Raw genomic sequence first — 23,251 nt, 5'->3', positions numbered from 1 at the left:
AAGCCGGCCTCATTTCCAGCCAAACACATGATCGCCTCCCTCTATGAAAGAAGATCGATCAATATAGCGTCTCAACTCCCGTCACTGCAGCCCCATGCCACCCGCCTGCGGCGCCCCGTCTACCCCACCCCGCACACCAGGGGCGTGATGCCCTCGGGCCCGTCATCCTCCAGCGGCTGCGGGGGCTGGGCGGCGGCGAGCTTGCCTTCTTCCACGGTCATGCCGCGCGGCAGGGCCACGCCGTTCTTGGCGGCCAGGACCTCGGCCATGATGCTGACGGCGATTTCGGGGGGCGTCTTGCTGCCTATGTACAGGCCGATGGGGCCGCGCAGGCGCGCGAGCTGTGCGTCGCCCAGGCCGAAGTGCTCGCTCAGGCGCTGCAGGCGCAGCGCGGTGTTGCGGCGCGAGCCGATGGCGCCGACGTAGAAGGCCGGGGATTCCAGGGCTTCCATGAGGGCCAGGTCGTCGAGCTTGGGGTCGTGCGTGAGGCCGATGATGCAGGTGCGCGCATCGGCGCGCATGGTGCGCACGAGGTCATCGGGCATCTCGCGCGACAGCTGCACGCCGGCCACGCTCCAGTGGCGGCTGTATTCCTCGCGCGGGTCGCAGACGGTGACCGCAAAACCGTTGAACAGCGCCATGGTGGCCAGGTATTCGGACAGCTGGCCTGCGCCGATGAGCAGCATGCGGTACTCGGGGCCGAAGCTGTTGGCGACCTGCTGCCCGTCATGCACCAGCGGCTCGGGCGCGTCGCTGACCTGCTGGACGACCTGGCCGGTGGCCTTGTCCGCGGTGCGCCGCACCATGCGGCCTTCGTCCAGCCATTGCACAAGTTGCTGCAGCGCAGCAGCGTCGGGATTGAATTCGAGCAGCAGCTCCAGCGTGCCGCCGCAGGGCAGGCCGAAGCGGTGGGCCTCGTCGGCGCTGACGCCGTAGCGCAGCAGCCGGGGCGCGCCGTCGCGCAGGGCGTCGGCGTCCGAGGCGTGGCTGTAGCGGGCGATCAGGTCATCCTCGATGCAGCCGCCGGACACGGAGCCGACCACGGCGCCCGAGGCCCCCAGCGCCATGATGGAGCCGATGGGCCGGGGCGACGAGCCCCAGGTACGCACTACCGTGGCCAGCAGCGCGCGCTCGCCCTGAGCGCGCCATTGCGCGAGGTGGCGCAGAACATGAACATCCAGGTTTTCCATTGCAAATCTCCACGCCGGCACCTGGCTTGCCTGTGCAGCTGGGCGCCTGGCGCTTTTCGGCGGCTATTGTGCTGCGCCAGCGCGCATCGTTCAGGGTAGGTGGAAAAAGCCGTGGGTCGGCGCAAGGACTCAGTACCGCGAAAGCAGCCAGCCGGCGCCCAGGACGACGACGATGGCCAGCCCCCAGCACCACAGCGGGATGGCGCGGCGCGAGCGTTCCTCGGCCTCGGTGGCCGGTGCGGCATCCAGCGGCGTGGCCACGCCGGCTGCGGCGTCGTGCTCCCAGGCCTGGGCGTCCACGGTGGGCTCGATGTGGCCGGTTTCATCGGCCAGGCCGGCAGGCAGGTGGGACAGGTCGGCGGTGTCGCCTGCATCGGCAGGCGCTGCCGGCGCGCGCGGGTGGCGCTGCTGCATCAGCGTATCGAATCGTGCGAAGAAGTCGTCGGCCATGTTGCGCGCGGCGCCGTCGATCAGCCGCTGGCCCAACTGGGCGATCTTGCCGCCGACCTGGGCCTGCACGCTGTAGCTGAGCAGGCAGCGCGGCTGGCCTGCGGCGTCAGCGGGCTCGGGAGTGAGGGTGACGTCGGCCTCGCCCTTGCCGAAGCCGGCCACGCCGCCCTGGCCTTCAAAGGCGATGCGGTAGCGCTCGGGCGGCGTGATGTCGGACAGGGTGACCTTGCCGCTGAACTTGGCCGATACCGGCCCCACCTTGACCGCCATGCCCACGGCGTACTGGTCATCGCCCTGGGGTTCGAAGCGGTCGCAGCCGGCCAGGCAGGCCTTGAGCGTTTCGGGATCGTTGAGCGCCTCCCAGGCCTGCTGCTGGCTGACGGCGAGGGAACGGCTGGCTTGCATTTCCATGGCAATTCCTTTCTGCGATGGGGGTGGCCGCAAGCGGCTCAGCGGCCTGGCGCCGCCAGCAGCCGCGCCAGGTGACCGGCCAGTTGCTGCAGCGATTCCAGGTTGTGTACCGCAAGCATGGCATGGGCATGACGATGCAGCACGGCCGCCCCCTGGGCCAGTGGGGCATACCCGTCAAAGCGCAGCAGCGGGTTGAGCCACAGCAGCCGCGCGCTGTGGCGGCGCAGCCAGGCCAGTTCGCGGTCCAGCTCGGCGGCATCGCCGGTGTCCAGGCCGTCGCTGATGATGAGCACCAGGGTGCGCCGGCCCACCAGGCCTGAAACCTGGTGGCGCGCATGCAGGCGGCGCAGTTCGCCCAGGCTGCTGCCCAGGCGCGTGCCGCCGCCAAAGTCGGCAATGGCGGCGTTGGCGCGCTCGAGCATGGCGTCTGTATCGGCCTGGGCAAAGGCCGGGCCCAGGTCGCGCAGCTCGGTACCGAAGCTGAAGACCTGGCGGCACAGGCCCGCATGGCGCTGCGTGCTGGTGGCCGCGTGCAGGAAGGCCAGCAACAGCCGCGCATAGCGCTCCATGGAGCCCGAGACATCGACCAGAGCCAGCCAGGGCAGCGGCAGGCGCCGCCGTTCGCGCCGCAGCAGCTGCAGCATTTCGCCGCCGTGGCGCGATGCCGCACGCAGGCTGGCAGCCCAGTCGGGCACCGCGCCGCGCTGGCCGGTGCGCGTGCGGCGGCTGCGGTAGCGGGGCAAGGGAAGGGCAATGTCCCTGGCCAGGCGCTGCACCAGCAGGTATTCGCTGGCGCTGAGCTGGTTGAAGTCGGCATGGCGCAGGCGGTGGCGCTCGCTGGCCGTCATGGCAGCGTCCAGCTTCAGCTCTTCATCGACGGCGGCCCTGCCCTCGCTTGCCTGGCGAGGCGACAGCGCTTCCTGTACGCGCGGGCGGTGGCGCGGCGCGGACGGCCGGGGCGCCTGCGGCAGCAACTGGGCCAGCAGTTGCCGGGCCACATCGGGATTGCGGAAGTAGGCGTCGAACAGTTCGCGGAACACGGCGCGGTCCTGGGCGTTGCTCACCAGGACCGCCTCCAGCGCTGCGGCCATGTCCTCGCGCGCCAGGCCGACCAAAGACAGGGCCTGCTGGGCCAGCGCCATGCGCCCGCCATCCACGGGCACGCCCGCGCGGCGCAGCGCACGCGCAAAGCCGACCAGGTTGCCAGCCAGCTTGCCGCTGCGCGCATCGCCCAGCCAGCTGGTGCGCCCGCCCCCATCGGCGGCACCGGCCGCACCGGCTGCCCCAGCCGTCACGGCGCGGGCTCCGGCGCCAGCAGTTGCTGCAGCCGCTCGGGCGTGAGCGCGGCCACGTCCTCGCGCTGCTTGAAGAGGATGCCGGCCGTGTCGTGCACGACTTCGGGATCGACCACCAGGGTGTCCAGCGCCACCAGGGCCTTGGCCCATTCCACGCTTTCGGCAATGCCGGGCACGCGCTGGAAGGCGTCGGAAAAGGGCTGGCTGCGCAGCCGCCCCACGAAGCTCGCCACCTGGGCCGTCAGGGCCTGCCCGGCCCCGGGCACCAGGGCGCGCACGATGGCCAGCTCGCGCTCGCGCCCGGGATAGTCCAGCCAGTGGTAGAGGCAGCGGCGCTTGACGGCGTCGTGCAGGTCGCGCGTGCGGTTGCTGGTGAGCACGGTCACGGGCGGCACGCGTGCCGCCACCGTGCCCAGCTCGGGGATGCTGACCTGGTACTCGCCCAGGTATTCGAGCAGGAAGGCCTCGAAGGGCTCGTCGGCGCGGTCGATCTCGTCGATCAGCAGCACGGCGCCGGGCTCGGGCTGCTGCAGGGCCTGCAGCAGCGGGCGGCTTACCAGGTAGCGCTCCTGGTAGACCTCCTGCTCGGCGCGCTGCAGTCGGTCCTGCTGCGGTGCGGCCGCGGGCTGCGCCGAGGCCAGCTCGGCCGCGCGCAGGTGCAGCAGCTGGGCCGCGTAGTTCCATTCATACAGCGCCTCGCGCTGCTCCATGCCGTCATAGCACTGCAGCCGGATCAGGCGGCGCTCCAGCACGCGTGCCAGCGCCTGGGCCAGCGCGGTCTTGCCCACGCCGGGCTCGCCCTCCAGCAGCAGCGGCCGCTGCAGCCGCAGGGCCAGGAAGACGGCCGTGGCCAGGCGCCGGTCGGCGAAATAGCCTTCGGCCTGCAGCGCGGCGACCAGGGCGTCTATGGAGGCAATGGCTTGCTCGGGAACCTTCATTCAGTCCTTATCCAATCGTCATGGAACTGCGCTTCGTCTGCGCTGCGCAAAACTGGCGCAATCCAACTCAGGGACACCGAGGAAGGGCCGCCCCGCACCGAGGGTGTCGTCCCCCTTCAAGGGGGAAGGCGCGAAGCGACTCAGGGGGTCACCATAGTCACCCCAGCATCTGCGATACCGCACGCTGCGTCTGCACGCTGATCAACTGCGCCCGGTAGCGCGCGCTGGCATGCAGGTCGCTGTTGAGGTCGGCATGGTCGATCAGCACCTGGGCGGCCGCGTCGGGCGTGAAGCTCTGGTTGAGCGCGGCCTCCAGCCCCGCATGGCGGAACACGCTGAGCCCGGCGCCCGTGATGGCCACGCGCACGCCGCTGTCGGTCTGGGCGACGAAGACGCCCACCAGGGCGAAGCGCGAGGCGGGCTGCTTGAACTTGAGGTAGGCGGCCTTCCTCGGGACCGGAAAGCGCACGGCCGTGATCAGCTCGCCGCTGCCCAGCGCCGTGGTGTACATGCCCTGGAAGAAGTCGTCGGCCGCGATCTCGCGCCGGTCGGTGACGACGGTGGCACCCAGGCCCAGCACGGCGCTGGGGTAGCAGGCAGCGGGGTCGTTGTTGGCCAGCGAGCCGCCGATGGTGCCGCGCGCACGCACCTGGCGGTCGCCGATGCCGCCGGCCAGCTCGGCCAGGGCCGGGATGGCGGCCTGGACCTGCGGGTTGGCGGCCACGTCGGCGTGGCGTGTCATGGCGCGGATTTCCACGGTCTGGCCGTTGACGGCGATGCCGGCCAGGCCCTGGACGCGGTTCAGGTCCACGATCTGTTCGGGCCGCGCCAGGCGCAAGCGCATCGATGGCAGCAGGCTTTGCCCGCCGGCCAGGTACTGGCCGCCCTGGGCGGCCAGGGCAGCGGCGTCGGCCGTGGTGCCAGGGGCTTCATAGGTGAATGCGTACATGGCGCTCTCCTCAGGAGGTGGCTGCGGCGTCGATGGCCGACCAGACACGGTGCGGGCTGGCCGGCATGTCCAGGTCCCTGACACCCAGGGGATGCAGTGCGTCAAGCACGGCATTGATGACGGCGGGCGGCGAGCCTATGGCCCCCGCCTCGCCGCAGCCCTTGGTGCCCAGCGGGTTGTGCGTGCAGGGCGTGCAGACGGTGCCGAGCTTGAATTCGGGGAAATCGTCGGCGCGCGGCATGGCGTAGTCCATGAAGCTGCCGGTGAGCAGCTGGCCGGTCTCGCGGTCGTAGACGCAGTTTTCCAGCAGCGCCTGGCCTATGCCCTGGGCCACGCCGCCGTGCACCTGGCCCTCGACGATCATGGGATTGATGATGGTGCCGAAGTCGTCAACGGCGCTGAAGCGGTCCACGCGCACCACGCCCGTGGCCGGGTCCACCTCGACCTCGCAGATGTACGTGCCTGCGGGGAAGGTGAAGTTGGTGGGGTCGTAGAAGGCGGTTTCGTTGAGGCCGGGCTCCAGCTTGTCCAGCGGGTAGTTGTGCGGCACATAGGCGGTGAGCGCGATCTGGGCGAAGGGGACTTTCTTGTCGGTGCCACGCACCGTGAACTCGCCGCCTGCGAAGTCGATGTCGGCGTCGCTGGCCTCCATCAGGTGGGCCGCGATCTTCTTGGCCTTGGCCTCGATCTTGTCCAGCGCCTTCATGATGGCCGCGCCGCCCACGCTGATGGAGCGTGATCCGTAAGTGCCCATGCCGAACGGCACACGGCCCGTGTCGCCGTGGACGATGTCCACGTTCTCCACGGGTATCCCCAGGCGCGCGGCCACCACCTGGGCGAAGGTGGTCTCGTGCCCCTGGCCGTGGCTGTGCGAGCCCGTGAACACGGTGACGCTGCCCGTGGGGTGCACGCGCACCTCGCCGCATTCGAACAGGCCGGCCCGCGCGCCCAGGGCGCCCGCGATGTTGCTGGGCGCCAGGCCGCAGGCCTCGATGTAGCTGCTGTAGCCCAGGCCGCGCCTGAGGCCCCGCGCCTCGCTGTCGGCACGGCGCGCGGCAAAGCCCGCCACGTCGGCCAGGGCCTCGGCCTTGTCCATGCAGGCGCCGTAGTCGCCCACGTCGTACTGCAGGGCCACGGGCGTCTGGTAGGGGAAGCTGGTGACGAAGTTGCGCCGCCGTATCTCGGCCTGGGACAGGTTCAGCTGCCAGGCGCAGCGGCTGACCAGGCGCTCCAGCAGATAGGTGGCCTCGGGCCGGCCCGCGCCCCGGTAGGCATCGACGGGCGCGGTGTGGGTGAACCAGGCATCGACTTCCACATAGACCTGGGGCGTGGCGTACTGGCCGGCCAGCAAGGTGGCATAGAGGATGGTGGGCACGGCGCTGGCGAAGGTGCTCAGGTAGGCGCCCAGGTTGGCATCCGTGTGCACGCGCATGGCCAGGAACTTGCCGCTGGCGTCCATGGCCATCTCGGCATGGCTGACGTGGTCGCGGCCATGGGCGTCGGTGAGGAAGGACTCGCTGCGGTCGGCCGTCCACTTGATGTTGCGGTTGAGCTTTCGCGCACCCCAGGTCAGGCAGACATCCTCGGCATACAGGAAGATCTTGGAGCCGAAGCCGCCGCCCACGTCGGGCGCGATCACGCGCACCTTGTGCTCGGGCAGGCCCATGACGAAGGCCGTCATCAGCAGCCGCTCGACGTGCGGGTTCTGGTTGGCCACGTACAGCGTGTACTCGTCATTGGCGCGGCTGTAGCTGCCGATGGCCGCGCGCGGCTCCATGGCGTTGGGAACCAGGCGGTTGTTGACCAGGTCCAGCTGGGCGATGTGGGCGGCACCGGCGAACACGGCATCCACGGCGGCCTTGTCGCCGATGGCCCATTTGTAGCAGTGGTTGTCGGGGGCGATGTCGTGCACCACCGCGCCGGGCACGCTGCCGGCCGCCGCGTCGGCCACCAGCACCACGGCGGGCAGCGGGTCGTAGTCCACCTCCACCAGCTCGGCCGCGTCGCGCGCCTGCTCCAGCGTCTCGGCCACGACCATGGCGACTTGGTCGCCCACGTAGCGCACGGTGTCCAGCGCCAGGATGGGATGCGGCGGCTCCTTCATGGGCTCGCCGTTGGTGCTGGTGATCAGCCAGCCGCAGGGCAGGCCGTTGATCTTGTCGGCCGCCACGTCGGCGCCCGTGAGCACGCCGATGACGCCGGGCGCGGCCCTGGCCGCGTCGGTGGACACGGAGCGCACACGCGCATGCGCGTGCGGCGAGCGCACGAACACCGCATGGGCCTGGGCGGCCAGCGCGATGTCGTCGGTGTACTGGCCCGCGCCCGTGAGGAAGCGGTAGTCCTCCTTGCGCTTGACGGGCTCGCCGATGTGGGGGAGCTTGGAAAAGTCGGATGCACCCATGGCTGTCTCCTTGTGGTGACCTGCGGCGCTCAGGCCGCAGGCCCTGCCATGGCCTGGCTGCCCTTTTTCACGGCGGCCACGATGTTCTGGTAGCCCGTGCAGCGGCACAGGTTGCCCTCCAGCGCCTCGCGGATCTCGCGATCGCCCGCGCACGGCTGGCGCTGGCACAGGTCCACGGCGCTCATGACCATGCCCGGCGTGCAAAAGCCGCATTGCAGGCCGTGGCACTCCTTGAAGGCCGCCTGCATGGGGTGCAGGCCGCCGTCGATATCCGCCAGCCCTTCGATGGTGCGCACCTCGCAGCCCTCGGCCTGCACGGCCAGCATGGCGCAGGACTTGACGGCGTGGCCGTCGACGATGACGGTGCAGGCCCCGCACTGGCTGGTGTCGCAGCCCACATGCGTGCCGGTCAGGCGCAGGTGCTCGCGCAGCGCATGCACGAGCAAGGTGTTGGGTGGAACGTCGATGCGCTGCGCGCGCCCGTTGACGGTGAGCTGGACATTCATCGTGCTGTCTCCTGCCTGTGTTCGGCGGTGATCTGGAACGTGGGGGAACGCCGGAAACCTCGCCTGCCATGGTCGCCCTGCCCGCAGGCGCCCGTTCTAGGGTTGACCCGCAAGCCCGGGCCGGGCGGCGCGGATATTCTCAAAATGACACAGTCGTCACCGCAGCCGCAGCCGCAGCCCGCACCGCTTGCGCCTGCGCCCCCGGCTTCGACCGTGCCCGCCTGCCAGCCCGTTCGCAATCCCTTGCCAGCCAGCCACAGGAGTCCCCGCCCCATGTTCGCCCTGAGCCCCGACGCCGCGCAGCCCTGCCCCGCCGATCCGCGCCACGCGCAGATCGCCCGGGCCCGCAGCCTGGCCTTCGGCGAGCAGGCGCTGGCCGGCATGCCGCCTGCCACTCTGCCCGCCACCCCTGCCGGCATCGCGCCCTGGCTGTGGCGCTCCTGGCAGCGCTGCCTGGCGGCAGGCCGCCGCCCGGGCGAGCGCGTGGTCTACGAAGCGCTGGGGCCGCATGCGCTGCGCCAGGCACGTGACGGCCACGAGGCGCTGCTGCAGGCGGCGCACCCCGTGATGACCCAGCTGGTGGGCGCCGTGGGCGCCATGCGCTACTTCAGCCTGCTGACCGATGCGCACGGCACCGTGCTGGACGTGCAGGGGCCGCTGGACCGCAGCGACATCCGCGTGCAGGCCATCGCCCGTGTGGGCGTGGACCTGTCCGAGCAGGGCGTGGGCACCACCGCCATCGGTGCGGCCCTGGCCGAGCACGGCCCCGTCTGGCTGCACCGGGCCGAGCATTTCTTCGAGGCCAACCGCCACTACAGCTGCGCGGGCGCACCGCTGTACGCCCCGGACGGCCGCTGCCTGGGCATGCTGGACATCACGGGCGTGGACGTGCCCGAGCGGCCCGAGCTGATGCACCTGGCGCTGCGCTGCGCCCGCGCCATCGAGGACCGGCTGCTGCGCGCCCTGCCCCACGCGCTGCTGCTGCACCTGAACTGGCCCGGCGGGCCTCTGGGTCAGGAGGGCGAAGGCCTGCTGGCCGTGGACGCCGAAGGGCATGTGGCGGGCAGCAATACCCTGGCGCGCCAGCTGGTGCCCCAGCCGCTGGCGCAGCCGGGCCAGCCGCTGCACTGCAGCGAACTGCTGGCCATGCCCTGGACGGCGCTGGTGGAGCATGCGCGCCAGCGCCCCAACGAACCGCTGCGCCTGCCGCTGTGGTCGGGCCTGCGGCTGCAGGCACTGGTGCAGCCCGGGCCCCAGCTGCGCCAGCTGCTGCCTGCGCTGGGCACGGCGGCACTCGCTGCCGCCGCCCAGGCCAGCCCGCTGCGCGCCAGCGAGGGCGTGCTGATCGAGCAGGCCCTGCAGGATGCCCAGGGCAATGTGACCCGGGCCGCCCGCGCGCTGGGCATCAGCCGGGCCACGATGTACCGAAAACTGGGAGCCCGCAGGCCCCGCGCGACAACCTGAACGGGACGTTTCCTCGGGTTCACACGGATTTCTTTTAGGGGGAGCAGGCCGCCTGCGGCGTTCGGGTCTCCGTAGAATCGACGGCTTTGGTCCATGCGCCGACAAGAGCGCTGCGCGCCGGCCTACAGGCCGGCGTACGGCGACGGACCCAATACAGCCTACTTTTTGGAGACACCATGCAGGCTTTGCTCAAATTCTCAAGAGGGGTCGACTGGCTCAACAGCCTGGTCGGGCGATGCCTTATCTGGCTGATCCTGGCCTCGACGGTCATCAGCGGCATCAATGCCATCGTGCGCAAGGTGTTGCACACCAGCTCGAACGCCTACCTCGAAGTGCAGTGGTACCTGTTCGCCGCCTCCTTCCTGCTGGCCGCCGGATATACGCTGCTGCAGGGCGAGCACGTGAAGGTGGATGTGATCGCCAGCCGCCTGTCCAAGCGCACGCAGATCTGGATCGACATCTTCGGCTTCGTCTTTTTCCTGACCCCCATGGCGCTGGCCATCCTGTGGTTCGGCACGCCGTTCGTGATCCAGGCCATCCAGACCGGCGAGATGTCGGGCAATGCAGGCGGCCTGGTGCGCTGGCCCGTCTACCTGATGATTCCCCTGGGCTTCGGGCTGCTGCTGCTGCAGGGCATGTCGGAGCTGATCAAGCGCATCGCCTTCCTGAAGGGCCTGATCGACGATCCCACGGCCAAGAAGGGCGAGAAGACCGCAGAGCAAGACCTGGCCGAAGCCCTGCGCGGGCTGGCAGGAGCCAAGGACAAAAGCGGGCAAGGCGCCTGATCGGGGAAACAGACATCATGGAATTCGTGATCCACAACCTGGCCCCGATCATGTTCGCGGGGCTGATACTTTTCCTGCTCGTGGGTTTTCCCGTGGCATTCAGCCTGGGCGCCTGCGGACTGTTCTTCGCCTTTGTCGGCATCGAACTGGGCGTGCTGCCCGAAGCCCTGCTGCAGGCCCTTCCGCTGCGCATCTTCGGCATCATGCAGAACGAGACGATGCTGGCCATACCGTTCTTCACCCTCATGGGGTTGATACTGGAGCGAAGCGGCATGGCCGAGGACCTGCTGGAGACCGTGGGCCAGCTCTTCGGCCCCGTGCGCGGCGGCGTGGCCTTTGCGGTGATCTTCGTGGGCGCGCTGCTGGCGGCGACCACGGGCGTGGTCGCGGCATCGGTGATCTCCATGGGCCTGATCTCCCTGCCCATCATGATGCGCTACGGCTATGACCGCCGGGTGGCCTCGGGCGTGATCGCGGCCTCGGGCACGCTGGCGCAGATCATTCCGCCGTCCCTGGTGCTGATCGTGCTGGCCGACCAGCTGGGCCGCAGCGTGGGAGACATGTACAAGGGCGCCTTCCTGCCGGGCCTGATGCTGACGGGCTTCTATGCGCTGTTCATCGTCGTGCTGGCCATCTTCAAGCCCGCCATGGTGCCCGCCCTGCCGCCCGAGGCGCGCACGCTGCGCGAGCCCAATGGCAACTCCGGCCTGCCCTCCACCCTGGTGCTGACCGTGCTGTGCGTGGCCGCCTCGATGGTGGTCGCCCAGTACATGCCCCAGCTGCACACCTGGTGGTCCGGCGATGTGGTGGAGAAGGTCGCTCTGGACGAGACCATCGTGGTGTCCATGTGCTTCGGCGTGGCGCTGGCCTTCATCGCCGCCATGTTCAACAAGCTCACGGGCCTGCACCTGCTCAGCCGCATGGCCGAGCGCGTGACCTTCGTGCTGATCCCGCCGCTGCTGCTGATCTTCCTGGTGCTGGGCACCATCTTCCTGGGCGTGGCAACCCCCACCGAAGGCGGCGCCATGGGCGCGCTGGGCGCGGCCGTCATGGCCTTCGTGCGCGGCCGCCTGAGCATGGACCTGCTCAAGCAGGCGCTGATGTCCACCACCAAGCTGTCGTGCTTCGTGATGTTCATCCTGATCGGCGCGACCATGTTCGGCCTGACCTTCCAGGGCGTGGACGGCCCCAAGTGGGTGGAGGAGCTGCTGGTGTCCCTGCCCGGCGGCGAGATCGGCTTCCTGATCGTGGTCAACATCATGATCTTCGTGCTGGCCTTCTTCCTGGACTTCTTCGAGCTGTCCTTCATCGTCGTGCCGCTGCTGGCCCCCGTGGCCGACAAGCTGGGCATCGACCTGGTCTGGTTCGGCGTGCTGCTGGCCGTGAACATGCAGACCTCGTTCATGCACCCGCCCTTCGGCTTCGCGCTGTTCTTCCTGCGCAGCGTGGCCCCGGCCAAGGCCTACGTGGACAAGGTCACCAAGAAGATGACCGAGCCCGTGACCACCATGCAGATCTATGCGGGCGCCATCCCCTTCCTGCTGATCCAGCTGGTCATGGTGGCCCTGATCATCATCTTCCCCGGCATCGTCTCCAGCGGGCTGGACAAGAAGGTGGAGTACGACCTGGACAAGGTGCGCCAGGAGATGGAGGCATCCATGCCCGAGGCCATCGACTTCAACGACCCCATGTTCAACGGCGACGGCGCGAACCAGCCCCCCGCACCCGAGGGCCCCCCTGGCGAGCCCTCGGCCCCGGCGGGCGGTGAGGACGATGCGCTCAAGGCGCTGCAGGACCAGCTGCAGCGCGAGCAGCCGGCCACGCCGGGCGAGAGCAAGTCCGGCAGCTGATCGCAGGCTCCCTCAAGGACAGCAAAGGCCCCGCAACCGCGGGGCCTTTTTTCGTTCGGACCCCGGCGTGCGCCGGTCCCCTGCGCGCATGAAAAAAGCCGGGCAGTGCCCGGCTTTCGCGCATGACGCCCGAGGGCGCCGCGACTTCACAGCTTCTGCGCCGACATGAAGGCGTCGTAGCGCGCCTCGGCGAAGCGGAACCACAGCACCTCGTCGCGCTGGAAGTTGCGGTAGTCGCTGTAGATCTTCTTCCATGCAGGGTTTTTCTCGGCCAGCTCCGCGTAGACCGCCATGGTGGTCTTGTAGGAGGCATCGAGCACGGTCTGCGGGAAGGCCAGCACCTTGGCCTTGCTGGCCACCAGTTGCTTGAGCGCGCCTGGATTGCGCGCGTCGTAGCGGGCCTGGGTGACCACATGGGCCTCGTGCGAGGCGGCCTGCACCATGGCGCGCTGCTCGGGCGTCAGCGCGGCCAGCGCCTTCTGGTTCACGTAGAACTCGAGGTTCAGGCTGCCTTCCCACCAGCCGGGGTAGTAGTAGAACGGCGCGACCTTGTTGAAGCCCAGCTTGAGGTCGTCATAGGGGCCGATCCATTCGGCCGCATCGATGGTGCCCTTTTCCAGCGCCTGGTAGATTTCGCCACCCGGGATGTTCTGGGGCACGCCGCCCATGCGCTCGATGATCCGGCCCGCGAAGCCGCCGATGCGGAACTTCAGGCCCTTGATGTCCTCGGTCGTCTTGACCTCCTTGCGGAACCAGCCCCCCATCTGGGCGCCGGTGTTGCCGCCCAGGAAGTTGACGATGCCGTATTCGGCATAGAACTCGCGCATCAGCTTGCCGCCGTTGCCGTCCACGTTCCAGGCCGTGAGTTGACGCGAGTTCATGCCGAACGGAATGGCGCCGCCGATGGCAAAGGCCTCGTTCTTGCCGAAGAAGTAGTAGGGCGCCGTGTGCGCGATCTCCACCGTGCCGTTTTGCACGCCATCGACCACGCCGAAGGCGGGCATCAGCTCGCCGGCCGCATGCACCGACACCTCGAACTTGCCGCCCGACATTTCCTTGATCGCCTTGGAAAACACCTCGGCAGAGCCGTAGATGGTGTCCAGCGAACGCGGAAAGCTGGACGCCAGGCGCCAGCGCACCGCCGCCTGCGCATGAACGGCTGGCGCCGCTGCGGCAGTCAATACGCCGGCCAGACCGGCGTGCTTGAGTGCTTTTCTTCTGTCCATCTCTGTCTCCTCCTGATTCGCTCTGCTTGAGAGCATTCAAAAAAGGCCGGACTGCTCTTGGCAGCTCGGCCCACATACATCATCGGAACAAAAAAGCCCGCCGTCCCCGCTGCATTTCGCAGAGGGGACGCGGGCTTGGCCTGCAGGCGTGGAAGGCATGGACCGTCCTTGTGCGTGCTGCTGGCTGCAGACCTGCTTACAGCTTGGCCGTGGTCATGTAGCTGTTGTAGCGGAACTCCGAGAAGCGCTCCCACAGCAGCTGGTCGCGCTGGAAGGTGCGCAGGCTCTGGTTGATCTTCTTGAACATGGGCGACTTGGCGTCATGCTCGGCCATGATCTCCATGACGGCCTTGTAGCCGGCATCCATGAAGTCCTTGGGGAAGGCCTTGAGCTGGGTCTTGTCGGCCACCAGCTTCTTGAGCGCCACGGGGTTGTTGGCGTCGTATTTGGCCGTCATGTCGCGCGCTGCCACGTTGCAGGCCGCATCGACCATGGCCTTGTACTCGGGCGACAGGGCCGCATACGCCTTGGTGTTGATGAAGAACTCCAGCTCGGCGCCGCCTTCCCACCAGCCGGGGTAGTAGTAGTAGGGAGCGACCTTGTTGAAGCCCAGCTTCTGGTCGTCGTACGGACCCACGAACTCCACGGCATCCAGCGTGCCCTTTTCAAGCGCCTGGTAGACCTCGCCCACGGGCATGTTCTGCGCGACCACGCCGAGCTTGAGCATGGCGTCGCCGAACAGGCCGCCGCCCAGGCGCATCTTCAGGCCCTTGAGATCGGCCACCGACTTGATCTCCTTGCGGAACCAGCCGCCCATCTGGGTGCCCGTGTTGCCTGCGCTCTGGCTCTTGATGTTGTACTGGGCATAGAACTCGTCCATGAGCTTGCGGCCGCCGCCGTGCTCCATCCATGCATCCATCTGGCGCGCCGTCAGGCCGAAGGGCACGGCGCAGCCGAAGGCGAAGATGTAGTCCTTGCCGGTGAAGTAGTAGGGCGCCGTCAGCGCCATCTCGATGGTGCCGTTCTGGATGCCGTCGACCACGCCGAAGGCGGGCATCAACTCACCGGCCGCATGCACCGAGACTTCGAACTTGCCGCCCGACATCGCCTTGAGCGTCTTGGAGAACATTTCGGCCGAGCCGAAGATGGTGTCCAGCGACTTGGGAAAGCTCGCGGCCAGACGCCAGCGGACCGCCTCCTGGGCGTGGACTGCGGGTGCGGCTCCCACAGCCAGCACGCCGGCGATTCCCGCATGTTTGATGATCGAACGACGGTCCATGAATGTCTCTCCGCGATGTGTTGTCAGTCAGAAAAAGCCACCACCACCCCTTGCTGCGCAAGGTCCGCTGCCCCTCCGAGGGGCCGCTTCTGCCTTGGGGGCCCGGCGGCAAAAAAAACGCACGTTCGCACGTGCATTCACACTGTATCAGGTGGTATCGATTCTAAAAACGCCGCAAAGCAAGCGCGGACGGGGTTTTCCCCCGCGTAGTCCTGCTCGGCATGCGCGATGCGCCCCATCGCGGGGCACAGGCCCGTCCCATCTTCAGGCCACGGCGCGCTCGGGCGCCAGGTGGGCGCGCACCGACGCCTCGATGCCGGCCGCGTCCAGCCCCTGCAGGGCCAGCAGCCTGGCGGGATCGCCGTGCTCGATGAACTCGTCGGGCAGGCCCAGCTGCAGCAGCTGTCGCGTGATGCCGGCAGCCTGCAGCGACTCGGCCACGGCGCTGCCTGCGCCACCCATGATGCAGCCCTCTTCCACGGTGACGATGAGCTCGTGCGTGGAGGCCACCTGGCGCAGCAGTTCCTCGTCCAGCGGCTTGGCCCAGCGCATGTTGACCACGGTGGCGTCCAGCGCCTCGGCTGCGGTCAGCGCGGGATACAGCAAGGTGCCGAAGGCCAGGATGGCGACCTTCTTCGCCGCCGATTCGCGGCGCACCTCGCCCTTGCCGAAGGGCAGGCCCTGCAGGCTCTCCAGCGGGGCCACGCCCACGCCCGCCCCACGCGGGTAGCGCACGGCCACCGGATGGTCCTGCTCGTAGGCCGTGGTGAGCAGTTGGCGGCATTCGCGCTCGTCGGCCGGGCAGGCCATGCTCATGTGCGGGACGCAGCGCACGAAGGCGATGTCGTAGGCACCGGCATGCGTGGCGCCGTCGGCGCCGACCAGGCCCGCACGGTCCAGCGCAAAGACCACGGGCAGTTTTTGCAGCGCCACGTCATGGATCAGCTGGTCGTAGGCGCGCTGCAGGAAGGTCGAGTAGATGGCGACCACGGGCTTGAGCCCCTCGCAGGCCATGCCGGCCGCGAAGGTGACGGCATGCTGCTCGGCAATGCCCACGTCGTAGTAGCGGCCCGGAAAGCGCTTGTGGAATTCCACCATGCCCGAGCCCTCGCGCATGGCCGGCGTGATGCCCACCAGGCGCTGGTCCTTGTCCGCCATGTCGCACAGCCACTGGCCGAAGACCTGGGTGAAGGTCTGCTTCGGGGGCGTGGCCGGCTTGACCAGGCCCACGCTGGGGTCGAACTTGCCGGGGCCGTGGTAGGCCACGGGGTCGGCCTCGGCTAGCTTGTAGCCCTGGCCCTTCTTCGTGACCACATGCAGGAACTGCGGGCCCTTGAGGCTCTTGATGTTCTCCAGCGTGGGGATCAGCGAGTCCAGGTCATGCCCGTCGATGGGGCCGATGTAGTTGAAGCCGAAGTTCTCGAACAGCGTGGCCGGCACGACCATGCCCTTGGCCTGTTGCTCCAGCCGCTTGGCCAGCTCCAGCAGCGGCGGCACCTGCTTGAGCACGCTCTTGCCCATGTCGCGCGCCTTGGCATAGAACTGCCCGCTCATGAGCTGGGCCAGGTAGCGGTTGAGCGCGCCCACGGGCGGGCTGATGCTCATGTCGTTGTCGTTGAGGATGACCAGCAGGTTGGCATCGGTCACGCCGGCGTTGTTCAGCGCCTCGAAGGCCATGCCAGCCGTCATGGCGCCGTCGCCGATGACGGCGATGGCGCGGCGGTCCTCGCCCTTTTGCTTGGCGGCCAGGGCCATGCCCAGGGCGGCCGAGATGCTGGTGGAGGAGTGGGCCGTGCCGAAGGTGTCGTACTCGCTCTCGGCGCGCTGCGGAAAGCCCGACAGGCCGCCGAACTGGCGCAGCGACGCCATGCGCTCGCGCCGGCCCGTGAGGATCTTGTGCGGATAGGTCTGGTGGCCCACGTCCCAGACCACGCGGTCGTAGGGCGTGTCGAACACCGCATGCAGCGCCACCGTCAGCTCCACCGTGCCCAGGTTGGAACTCAGATGCCCGCCGGTCTTGGAGACGCTGTCGAGCACATAGGCACGCAGCTGCTGGGCCAGGGTCTTGAGTTCGGCACGCGACAGACGCCTCAGATCCGCGGGATCGTCGATGGTCTGCAGCAGGGAGTAGGTGTTCGTGGTCATGCTAGGTATCTTGATGGCCGCAAGACCATCGCCCATATTTTCGTATCAGTTGCCTGTGGCATCGAACGCCACCCTTGCAAGTAGCGCGCCCCCACCAAGGGACACCGAGCAAGGGCCGCCCCGCAGCGAGGGTGTCGTCCCCCTCCCCCGCGAAGCGGGTAGAGAGGGGGAAGGCGCGAAGCGACTCAGGGGGTGCTTCATTGTCAGTGAGTGCGGCTCACGACCATGTCGGCCAGTGCCGCCAGGGCCCGCGTGTCCGGCAGGCCGCTGCGCGCCAGCGCCGCGTGCGCCAGGGCGCACAGCTCGTCGGCATGGGCGCGGGCCTGGTCCAGGCCCAGCAGCGAGACATAGGTCGGCTTGTCGTTGGCCGCGTCCTTGCCGGCCGTCTTGCCCAGGGTGGCCGAGTCGGCCACCACGTCGAGGATGTCATCCACCACCTGGAAGGCCACGCCCAGCGCCTGCCCGTAGTCGGACAGCGCCTGCCAGGCCTGGGCATCCACGCCCTCCTTGCAGGCTGCGCCCATGAGCACGCTGGCATGCAGCAGGGCGCCGGTCTTGAGGCGGTGCATCTCGCGCAGTTGGGCCTCGCTCAGTTGCAGGCCCACGCTGGCCAGGTCGATGGCCTGGCCACCGGCCATGCCCTGCGCGCCTGCGGCACGGCCCAGCAGCCGGCACAGCCGTGCCTGCAGCGCATCGGGCATGCCGTCAGCCTCGTCGGGCGCGGGCACGAGCAGCTCGAAGGCCAGCGCCTGCAGCGCATCGCCGGCCAGCAGGGCCGAGGCCTCGCCGAACTGCACATGGACCGTGGGCTTGCCACGGCGCAGCACGTCGTTGTCCATGCAGGGCATGTCGTCGTGCACCAGCGAATAGGCATGGATCAGTTCCACGGCGCAGCCGGCACGCACGGCGGCCGACGGCAGGCCGGCCACGGCCTCGGCCGCAGCCCAGACCAGCAGCGGGCGCAGGCGCTTGCCGCCATCGAGCACGGCGTATCGCATGGCTTCGCCCAGGCCGGCCGGCGTATCCACGCCCACCCATTGGGACAGCGCGCTTTCGGTGCGCGCCAGGCGGTCGTTCATCCAGCAGGGAAAATCCAGCGCGCCAAGGCCCGGCGCCTGGGAAACATCGGAAGCGGAAGTCATCAGGGCACTCATGGCAATCTTCAATCCTGGCTCCAAGGGGCCAGGGTCCCCTCGTCAAGCACCTTGACCTGCTCCTGCACCGCGTCGAGCTGGCCACGGCAGTAGCCGAGCAGCTGCGCCGCGCGCTGGTAGCCGGCCAGCATCTGCTCCAGAGGCAGCTGGCCCGACTCGATCTGCGCGATGAGCTGCTCCAGCTCCTGCAGCGCGGATTCGTAACTGGTGGGCTCGGCGGGAGCCTTGGGGGCAGCCTTGGGCATGTGGCGTTGGCAGTGCGTTGTGGGGAACCGACGATTCTAGGCGTCCCTCCGCGACCGCGCCGCCAATAACCGGACAGCCCTTGACAGGCGCCATCGGCCGCTTGCAATACACGTACCGGGCATCCGGAAATAACCCCACGGGCTATAATCCCATTCCCCGCCAAACCGGCCCCTTGCCTAGGCATGCGGTCGGGCTCACCGACAAGACAGGACGCCTCGAGCGCCGCTTGTTTTCAAGTCGTGAAGCCTGTCTCCATGTTCAGGAACGGCCGGTTTTGCTTTTTCCAATCCCGTGCGCACGCGCACCCTCCCTGTGGGGAGTCTTTAGGTCAGGTCACCCATGTCTGATTTAAGTCTTCAACTGCAGCAGGCCGCAAGCCAACTACCAGTTTCCAGCTACTTCGACCCTGCGCTGTTCCAGCGTGAGTTGGAGACCATCTTTCAACGCGGCCCGCGCTACGTGGGCCATCAACTGGCCGTTCCCGAGATAGGCGACTACTACGCCCTGCCCCAGGAAAAGGAAGGCCGTGCGCTGGTGCGCAACGCCAGGGGGCAGGTGGAGCTGATCTCCAACGTCTGTCGCCACCGCCAGGCCGTGATGCTCAAGGGCAGGGGCAACCTGATGACCGAAGGCAAGGGCCATGCGGGGGGCAACATCGTCTGCCCGCTGCACCGCTGGACCTACAGCACCAGCGGCGAGCTGCTGGGCGCACCGCACTTCAGCCACGATCCCTGCCTGAACCTGAACAACTACCGGCTGCGCGAGTGGAACGGCCTGCTGTTCGAGGACAACGGCCGCGACATCGAGGCCGACCTCGCCGGCATGAAGCTGCGCGAGCAGCTGAGCTTCGAGGGCTTCGTGCTCGACCATGTCGAGATGCACGAGTGCAACTACAACTGGAAGACCTTCATCGAGGTCTACCTCGAGGACTACCACGTGGGCCCGTTCCATCCGGGCCTGGGCAACTTCGTGACCTGCGATGACCTGCAGTGGGAGTTTTCCAGGGAGTACTCGGTGCAGACCGTGGGCGTGGCGCCCGGCTTTGCCCGGCCCGGCTCGGACACCTACAGGAAGTGGCACGACGTGCTGCTGGCCTACCGCAACGGCGAGCTGCCCGAACGCGGAGCGATCTGGCTGACCTACTACCCGCACATCATGGTGGAGTGGTATCCGCACGTGCTCACGGTCTCGACCCTGCACCCGCTGGCCGTGGACCGGACACTGAACGTGGTCGAGTTCTACTACCCCGAAGAGATCGCCGCCTTCGAGCCCGAATTCGTGCAGGCGCAAAAGGCCGCCTACATGGAGACCTGCATCGAGGACGACGAGATCGGCGAGCGCATGGACGCCGGCCGCAGGGCGCTGTACGAGCGCGGCGACAACGAGGTCGGCCCCTACCAGAGCCCCATGGAAGACGGCATGCAGCACTTCCATGAGTGGTATCGCGGCGTGATGGGCGACGCAGTCCCCGCACGCTGATCGGCTCCGGCTCTTCCGACGGCCCGCATTCGTGCGGGCCGTCTGCATTGGGCCTCCTGCATCGGGCCGCCTTCATCGAGCGGCAGGCCCGCCGCACAGCTCTTCTGAATGCAAGCGCCCTGGTGTGCCCAATGGGCAGGGCTGGCGACTGCAATGCATCCCGAGGCAGACCCAATGTCTTGGCTTATGCAATACAGTGCCTTGCGCGTGCCCCTGCCGCGGCCCCGGGCCGTAGACAGCCAGGCGGCATGCGCCAAAAACAAAACCCAACCCTTTTCTCGTCCAGCGCCGCGGTCCTTGTGCGGCTCTATCCGGTCATTAATATGCAAGCCCTGTGGATGGTGGCGGCCGCATTCATCTTTGCGGTCATGAGTGTGTGTGTGAAGTTCGCCTCCCAGGATTTCAACGCGGCGGAGATCGTCTTCTACCGCGGGCTGGTCAGCATGGTGGCGCTGTGGTGGCTGGCGCGCCACCAGGGCATTTCGCTGGCCACGCGCTACCCGCGCGAGCATGCCTGGCGCAGCTTCGTGGGCGTGACTTCCATGGGCGCCTGGTTCTACTCCATCGGCCACCTGCCGCTGGCCACGGCGGCCACGTTCAACTCCATGAGCAGCATCTGGATGGCGGTGTTTCTGATCGGCCAGGGCCTGCTGCTGCGCCACCAGCTTCGCCGCCAGCCCGAATCGCATGCGCTGCGCGCACTGCCGCCGTTTCCCTGGAGCCTGGTCGCCACCGTGGCCCTGGGCTTCGTGGGCGTGATCCTGGTGCTGCGCCCCAGCGCGGCGCCGCAGGAATTCGTGGCCAGCGCGGGCGGCCTGATCGGCGGGGTGTTCGCCGCCATGGCCTATATGCAGGTGGCCACGCTGTCGCGCATGGGCGAGCCCGAGGCGCGCGTGGTCTTCTACTTCGCACTGGGCTCGGCCGTGGCCGGCGCCCTGGCCATGTGCTTCACGGGCGTGTCCGCCTGGCCGGGCTGGCGCGCGCTGTGGCTGCTGCCCGTGGGCGTGCTGGCTGCCGTGGCCCAGGTCTGCATGACGGCGGCCTACGCTTCGGCCGGCAACAGCCGCAATACCCTGGTGGTGGCCAATCTGCAGTACTCGGGCATCGTCTTTGCCGCCCTGCTGAGCTTGGCGCTGTTCGGCGAAAGCGTGCCGCTGATCGGCTGGGCCGGCATCGTGCTGATCGTGGCCAGCGGCGCACTGGCCACGGCCCTGCGTTCACGCGGCTGACGGCGACGGCCCGCCTGGGGCCGTCGCATAATGGATCGGACCTTTTGCCGCAGGCGCACCGCCGCCTGCGCTGGCTTTCGGAGTTCCGCATCCATGACATCCAACACCTCCTCCTACCAGACCCTGATCTCCGTCCAGGAACTGGCCGCGCTGCAGTCCGGCGGCCGTCCGCTGATGGTCTTTGACTGCAGCTTCGACCTGGCCCAACCCACGGCCGGCAAGGCGCAGTACCTGCAGGCGCATATTCCCGGCGCCGTCTTCGCCGACCTGGACCATGACCTCAGCGCAAAACACGGCGTGCCCGGCGCACATGGCAGCGTGGCGGCCAGCGAGCAGGCCGCCTCGGGCGGCCGCCACCCGCTGCCCAGCCGCGAGCTGTTTGCCATGTGGCTGTCGGAGATCGGTTTTTCCAACGACATGCAGGCCGTGGTCTATGACCGCAACGGCGCCAACTACTGCGGGCGCCTGTGGTGGATGCTGCAGTGGGCCGGACATGGCGATGTGGCCGTGCTCGACGGAGGTCTCCAGGCCTGGCAGGCCGCAGGCCAGCCTGTGGCATCGGGCGAGGAAAGCGCGCGCTTTCAGTCCAACTTCGAGCTGCACGAGCCGCTGCAGCAGCTGGTGACGGCACAGCAGGTGCTCGATGCACTGGGCAGCGCAGGCCAGACCGTGGTCGATGCACGCGCCCCGGCCCGCTACCGCGGGGAGGTCGAGCCGCTGGACCCTGTGGCCGGCCATATCCCGGGCGCACTGAACAGGCCCTTCACCGAAAACATTGCGGCCGACGGCCGCTTCAAGCCCGCCGCCCTGCTGCGCGCCGAGTTCGACCGGCTGCTGGCCGGCCGCGATCCGGCCAGCGTGGTCCACCAGTGCGGCAGCGGCGTGAGCGCCCTGCCCAACCTGCTGGCCATGCGCATTGCAGGACTGCCGCCGGCACGGCTTTTCGCGGGCAGCTGGAGCGAGTGGTGCAGTGACCCGAAGAGGCCGGTGGAGCGCGGCTAATTCGGCTTATGCCCGCCCCTGGGAGGCTGCACAATGACAGCACTGTGTCAAAAGGCCGACATGCAACAACACCACTGCAGCGGCCTGCTCCCAGCCCCCCGGACGGCAGAGGCCGAGCGAAATCGAGTCATCCAAACCTTGCTACAGGTGTAAGGTAAATCTTACAAACGCCGTCTCACAACCAGACATCCGGCGCAGACCTGCCCCGACTTCAACGGCCAGGGACCCTCCTCCACAATCCATCCCAACAGATCGCAACAGGTTGAACATCTTGTTTCTACCCCGGTGTTGCGGCTGCCGAGATGCAAAGGATGGTCCTATGAACAATGAACAGCTGCTTGCCGAAATCCGCGAAGCCAACCTCACTTACCTGATGCTGGCCCAGACCCTGATCCGCCAGGACAAGGCGGAAGCGGTGTTCCGCCTGGGACTGAACGAAGAATCCTGCGACCTGCTGGCCGCGCTGTCGGCAGCCCAGGTGCTGAAGCTGGCCTCGCGCAATACCCTGCTCGCCAGCTTCCGCGTGGACGACGAAATGGTCTGGAGCTTGCTGACCAACCACAGCAGCAACAAGATCGGCAACGGTGCGACCAATACGCTGCACGCCAACATCCTGATGGCCAGCCGCGTTTCCGAAGTCCTCTGATCCGCCCGAAGAACTCTGGAGCCCGCCATGTCCACCGCCGTCAAAAGTGTCCTGAACGAGTCCAAGCAGATCGAGCGTGCCGCCATGCTCATCGAGATGGGTGCACGCATGCAGGTGCTCGAATCCGAGACCACGCTGTCCTACGAGCGCCTGATCCGCCTGTACAAGGAGATCGCCGGCAAGTCGCCTTCCAAGGGCCAGCTGCCGTTCTCGACCGACTGGTTCCTGACCTGGCAGGAGAACATCCACAGTTCGCTGTTCCTGAATATCTACGAATACCTGTCCAAGGGCGCCGAGCTGGATGCCGTTGAACAACTGACCAAGGCCTACCGTCTCTATACCGAGCAGATCCAGGCCGCCGAGCTGGAGGCGCTGCTGTCCTTCACACGCGCATGGCGCCTGGTGAAGTTTGTCGATGCGCAGATGCTGACCCGCACCCAGTGCTCCGTGTGCAAGGGCCAGTTCGTGACCGAGCCCTACGAGAACGAGCGCCACTACCAGTGCGGCCTGTGCAATCCGCCCGCACGCGCCGGCAAGAGCAAGAGCGCCGGCTCCCTGATGCTGCATTGAGCCCCTGCATCGCCGCAGCGATGCACCAGCACGGAT

At 68.0% G+C, this 23,251-nt stretch carries 20 protein-coding genes; 8 read left to right on the top strand and 12 right to left on the bottom strand.

Features of this window, described 5'->3' with window-relative positions; translation table 11 throughout:
• Window positions 1-119: 119 nt before the first annotated feature.
• The 7 genes from AC5I49_RS25525 to AC5I49_RS25495 all read right to left on the bottom strand — a co-directional run bounded on the left by AC5I49_RS25525 (window position 120) and on the right by AC5I49_RS25495 (window position 8,140).
• Window positions 120-1,190: an XdhC family protein gene (locus AC5I49_RS25525; RefSeq protein WP_495790074.1), complete on the bottom strand. Its 1,071-nt coding sequence runs from the start codon at window positions 1,188-1,190 to the stop codon at window positions 120-122.
• Window positions 1,191-1,319: 129 nt separating this feature from the next.
• Window positions 1,320-2,051 (bottom strand): SRPBCC family protein, encoded by a 732-nt coding sequence (locus AC5I49_RS25520; RefSeq protein ID WP_016448920.1) that lies wholly within the window; start codon window positions 2,049-2,051, stop codon window positions 1,320-1,322.
• Between the two features lie 38 nt (window positions 2,052-2,089).
• Window positions 2,090-3,346, bottom strand: a complete 1,257-nt coding sequence (locus AC5I49_RS25515) for a vWA domain-containing protein (RefSeq protein ID WP_495790073.1) — start codon at window positions 3,344-3,346, stop codon at window positions 2,090-2,092.
• Window positions 3,343-4,284 (bottom strand): AAA family ATPase, encoded by a 942-nt coding sequence (locus tag AC5I49_RS25510; protein ID WP_043790495.1) that lies wholly within the window; start codon window positions 4,282-4,284, stop codon window positions 3,343-3,345. The genes AC5I49_RS25515 and AC5I49_RS25510 overlap by 4 nt, the downstream gene beginning before the upstream one ends.
• 157 nt (window positions 4,285-4,441) lie before the next feature.
• The gene (locus AC5I49_RS25505; protein WP_017407803.1) at window positions 4,442-5,233 is read right to left on the bottom strand and encodes an FAD binding domain-containing protein; all 792 of its coding nucleotides are present in this window, start codon (window positions 5,231-5,233) and stop codon (window positions 4,442-4,444) included.
• 10 nt (window positions 5,234-5,243) lie between these two features.
• Window positions 5,244-7,634, bottom strand: a complete 2,391-nt coding sequence (locus AC5I49_RS25500; RefSeq protein WP_203399818.1) for a xanthine dehydrogenase family protein molybdopterin-binding subunit — start codon at window positions 7,632-7,634, stop codon at window positions 5,244-5,246.
• Window positions 7,635-7,663: 29 nt separating this feature from the next.
• Window positions 7,664-8,140: a (2Fe-2S)-binding protein gene (locus tag AC5I49_RS25495; protein WP_013803615.1), complete on the bottom strand. Its 477-nt coding sequence runs from the start codon at window positions 8,138-8,140 to the stop codon at window positions 7,664-7,666.
• 273 nt (window positions 8,141-8,413) lie between these two features.
• On the opposite strand from AC5I49_RS25495, the gene AC5I49_RS25490 reads away from it, so the two are divergent.
• The 3 genes from AC5I49_RS25490 (at window position 8,414) to AC5I49_RS25480 (ending at window position 12,239) form a co-directional block, all read left to right on the top strand.
• On the top strand, window positions 8,414-9,604 hold the full coding sequence (locus tag AC5I49_RS25490; protein ID WP_047217784.1) for a helix-turn-helix domain-containing protein: 1,191 nt from the start codon (window positions 8,414-8,416) through the stop codon (window positions 9,602-9,604).
• 176 nt (window positions 9,605-9,780) lie between these two features.
• Entirely contained in the window at window positions 9,781-10,389 is a 609-nt protein-coding gene (locus AC5I49_RS25485; protein WP_016448926.1) for a TRAP transporter small permease subunit, read from the top strand.
• Window positions 10,390-10,406: 17 nt separating this feature from the next.
• Window positions 10,407-12,239 carry a TRAP transporter large permease gene (locus AC5I49_RS25480; RefSeq protein ID WP_046241392.1) on the top strand — a complete coding sequence of 611 codons (1,833 nt, stop codon included), beginning with the start codon at window positions 10,407-10,409 and terminating at the stop codon, window positions 12,237-12,239.
• 146 nt (window positions 12,240-12,385) lie between these two features.
• On the opposite strand, the gene AC5I49_RS25475 is transcribed toward AC5I49_RS25480, so the two are convergent.
• From AC5I49_RS25475 to xseB, 5 genes are all read right to left on the bottom strand, one after another.
• The gene (locus tag AC5I49_RS25475; RefSeq protein WP_016448928.1) at window positions 12,386-13,465 is read right to left on the bottom strand and encodes a TRAP transporter substrate-binding protein; all 1,080 of its coding nucleotides are present in this window, start codon (window positions 13,463-13,465) and stop codon (window positions 12,386-12,388) included.
• Between the two features lie 196 nt (window positions 13,466-13,661).
• Window positions 13,662-14,744, bottom strand: a complete 1,083-nt coding sequence (locus AC5I49_RS25470; protein WP_016452489.1) for a TRAP transporter substrate-binding protein — start codon at window positions 14,742-14,744, stop codon at window positions 13,662-13,664.
• Between the two features lie 264 nt (window positions 14,745-15,008).
• Window positions 15,009-16,889: a 1-deoxy-D-xylulose-5-phosphate synthase gene (gene dxs / locus AC5I49_RS25465; protein ID WP_017405740.1), complete on the bottom strand. Its 1,881-nt coding sequence runs from the start codon at window positions 16,887-16,889 to the stop codon at window positions 15,009-15,011.
• 203 nt (window positions 16,890-17,092) lie between these two features.
• Window positions 17,093-18,043, bottom strand: a complete 951-nt coding sequence (locus tag AC5I49_RS25460) for a polyprenyl synthetase family protein (protein WP_277849581.1) — start codon at window positions 18,041-18,043, stop codon at window positions 17,093-17,095.
• 8 nt (window positions 18,044-18,051) lie between these two features.
• Window positions 18,052-18,288 carry an exodeoxyribonuclease VII small subunit gene (gene xseB / locus AC5I49_RS25455; protein WP_016448932.1) on the bottom strand — a complete coding sequence of 79 codons (237 nt, stop codon included), beginning with the start codon at window positions 18,286-18,288 and terminating at the stop codon, window positions 18,052-18,054.
• A gap of 340 nt (window positions 18,289-18,628) precedes the next feature.
• Here xseB and AC5I49_RS25450 point away from each other — a divergent pair, with 340 nt between their 5' ends.
• From AC5I49_RS25450 to flhC, 5 genes are all read left to right on the top strand, one after another.
• The gene (locus AC5I49_RS25450) at window positions 18,629-19,768 is read left to right on the top strand and encodes an aromatic ring-hydroxylating oxygenase subunit alpha (protein WP_016448933.1); all 1,140 of its coding nucleotides are present in this window, start codon (window positions 18,629-18,631) and stop codon (window positions 19,766-19,768) included.
• 323 nt (window positions 19,769-20,091) lie between these two features.
• Window positions 20,092-20,997 (top strand): DMT family transporter, encoded by a 906-nt coding sequence (locus AC5I49_RS25445; protein WP_017406382.1) that lies wholly within the window; start codon window positions 20,092-20,094, stop codon window positions 20,995-20,997.
• A gap of 93 nt (window positions 20,998-21,090) precedes the next feature.
• A complete protein-coding gene (locus AC5I49_RS25440) occupies window positions 21,091-21,999 on the top strand; it encodes a sulfurtransferase (protein ID WP_017406381.1) in 909 nt (302 codons plus the stop codon).
• Between the two features lie 319 nt (window positions 22,000-22,318).
• Entirely contained in the window at window positions 22,319-22,645 is a 327-nt protein-coding gene (gene flhD, locus AC5I49_RS25435) for a flagellar transcriptional regulator FlhD (RefSeq protein WP_012204159.1), read from the top strand.
• Between the two features lie 27 nt (window positions 22,646-22,672).
• The gene (flhC, locus tag AC5I49_RS25430) at window positions 22,673-23,215 is read left to right on the top strand and encodes a flagellar transcriptional regulator FlhC (protein WP_016448936.1); all 543 of its coding nucleotides are present in this window, start codon (window positions 22,673-22,675) and stop codon (window positions 23,213-23,215) included.
• Window positions 23,216-23,251 lie beyond the last annotated feature (36 nt).

Source organism: Delftia sp. (genome assembly GCF_059499305.1).
The sequence above is the reverse complement of the archived record's forward strand: the minus strand, read 5'-3'. Positions and strand labels throughout refer to the sequence as shown.